This window comes from Peribacillus sp. (assembly GCF_059453735.1).
Genome location: NZ_JAZVJO010000547.1, coordinates 1 through 2401, shown reverse-complemented (window position 1 = coordinate 2401; position 2401 = coordinate 1). Strand labels below are relative to the sequence as shown.

At 38.6% G+C, this 2401-nt stretch carries 3 protein-coding genes; 1 reads left to right on the top strand and 2 read right to left on the bottom strand.

The window, feature by feature from the left end:
• A partial coding sequence (locus AC52RT_RS17985) for a type 1 glutamine amidotransferase domain-containing protein (protein ID WP_495542019.1) occupies positions 1-491 on the bottom strand: 491 nt, incomplete at its 3' end.
• 242 nt (positions 492-733) lie between these two features.
• On the opposite strand from AC52RT_RS17985, the gene AC52RT_RS17980 reads away from it, so the two are divergent.
• Complete coding sequence (locus tag AC52RT_RS17980) at positions 734-1915, top strand: MFS transporter (protein ID WP_495542018.1); 1182 nt, start codon at positions 734-736, stop codon at positions 1913-1915.
• Between the two features lie 95 nt (positions 1916-2010).
• Here AC52RT_RS17980 and AC52RT_RS17975 read toward each other — a convergent pair.
• The coding region (locus AC52RT_RS17975; RefSeq protein WP_495542017.1) for a transposase at positions 2011-2401 on the bottom strand (391 nt) is incomplete at its 5' end.

Here is a 2401-nt window from a genome sequence, read left to right as displayed (position 1 = left end):
CGGTTAAAGGCCGGCAGATCATCCGGAGTTCGACTGGTAACGAGTTGGTTCCCGCAAACAACCACTTCCTTATCCGCAAACTTGACTCCCGCATTTTCTAAATCCACTTTAATCGATGTAAATCCTGTTGCATCCCGGCCCTCAAGCACTTTTGCTGTAATCAACAGCTGTGGACCATGACAGATAGCAAAAACGGGTTTCTTTTCATCCATAAATGCTTTTGTAAAGGCAACAAATCGATCATCTGCACGAAGTTGATCTGGAGAAAAGCCTCCAGGAATTAGTAATGCATCGAAGTCAGCTGGGTTCACTGAATCAATAGATTTATCAATTTTCACTTCTGTTTTATCTGTTTTACCTACTACTGTTTTTCCGGCTTCTTTCTCAATGGTGATAACCGTATGTCCTGCTTCTTTGTATGCTTTTACAGGCTCTGTATATTCTGAATCCTCAAAGTCGTTGGTTATTACACAGGCAATTTTTTTACTCATATCTGCATCCTCTCCTTCTAAAATTTTTTGTGTCTCTTACTTCTAATTTTCCCGATTGTGATAGCTTTAAACATTTTGAAATGATGTGCATTAAGTAATCTAGCAAAAAAAATGCTTTTCGAATCTCTTACTTTCATATATAGTTAGTACAACAATTATTTTAATTAAAGATTAAATCAGTGGTAAATTTTATTCAGACAGGATTAGTACTATTCGCTAGATAAGACTTGGAGATGATAGATATGCAAAAGAAACCGCTTTGGACGAAGGATTTCATCAGCGTCTCACTAAGCAGTTTTTTTATTTTTTTCACATTTTACGTGCTTCTAACTACCCTCCCCATTTTTGTTGTTGATAATTTAGAAGGTTCTGAAGCAGAAATTGGACTTGTTGTAACTGTCTTCTTAATCTCTGCTGTAATCTGCAGACCGTTTACAGGAAAATGGATTGAAGACTTTGGAAGAAAAAAAATGCTTTATTTTTCACTCATTATCTTTTTATTATCTGCGGTATTCTATATGGGTATAAAAAGTTTTCCTCTGCTTTTACTATTACGTTTCATCCATGGTATCGGCTTTGGAATGGCCACAACGGTTCTAGGTACGATTGTAGCCGATTTGGTCCCAGATGAACGTCGCGGCGAGGGCATGGGATATTATTCAATGGCCATGAATCTAGCTATGGTAGCAGGACCTTTTATCGGAATTATGATTGCCACTAAAACGACTTTCACCATTTTGTTTATCATTTGCGGAATAGCCGCGTTCCTTGCCCTCCTTCTTGGTTTCTTCGCTAAATTCCCTGATCAGGTAGAAGGAACCGTTAAAATTAAAGAAAAACTATCATTCAAATCACTTTTTGAAATATCTACCCTTCGTATTGCTGCCATTGCAGGAATTCTTTCATTTTCCTATGCAGGACTAATGGCTTTTATTTCTGTTTATGCTAAGCAGCTCGGCCTCGTGGAAGCTGCTAGTTTCTTCTTTGTTGTATACGCTGTAACAATGATTGCCGCCCGTCCATTTACTGGAAGATGGTTTGATAGGAAAGGCGAGAATGTTATTATCTATCCAGGTATGATCATTTTTGCAATTGGACTGATTCTACTAAGTCAAGTTCAATCAGCTGGGTTGTTATTATTATCCGGAGCAATTATCGGTTTAGGTTACGGAAGCTTGACACCCAGCTTCCAAACTGTTGCAATTAATCGAGCTGCTCCTCACAGACGCGGCGCAGCCACTGCCACTTTCTTCACCCTCTTCGATGGAGGATTTGCCCTAGGCTCTTTTACAATGGGATTATTTGCAGCTTCGGTCGGCTATGCCAAACTTTATCTTTATTGCGGTATCCTCGTGTTTCTTACTCTTCCGCTCTACTATTTTCTGCATGGTAGATATTCAAGTCAGCGCAAGGCAAGAACATAAATTCAGTAATCAAAACTCAGCATGTCAAAAAAGATGGCTGTCGACCTTTTGAACTGCTCCCTGTCAAGTAGACAAAGTAAATAATAAAAATGTTTTTAAGCGGCTTGAGCCCTGAATTCTAAAGGGCTTAAGCCGTTTAATCGTTTTTGGTAACGCTTGTTGTTATAAAAATCAATGTAAACCTCAATGGCTTTTTTCAATTCGCCATAGGTTTTAAACTTCTTCAAATAATACATTTCACATTTCAACTTGCCCCAGAAACTTTCGATTGGGCTATTATCAATACACCGTCCTACTCGTGACATACTATGGGTCATTTTGGGCGTCGCTAAGATGTTTTTAAATTTCCAAGATGTATATTGATAGCCACGATCGCTATGAATCAGTGGTGATTCGTCTGGTTTCAACTGTCGAATCGCTGCTTTTATGTTCTTAAAGACAAGTGGGTTATTATTCGACTTCCCAATTGAATAGTCGATAATGGAA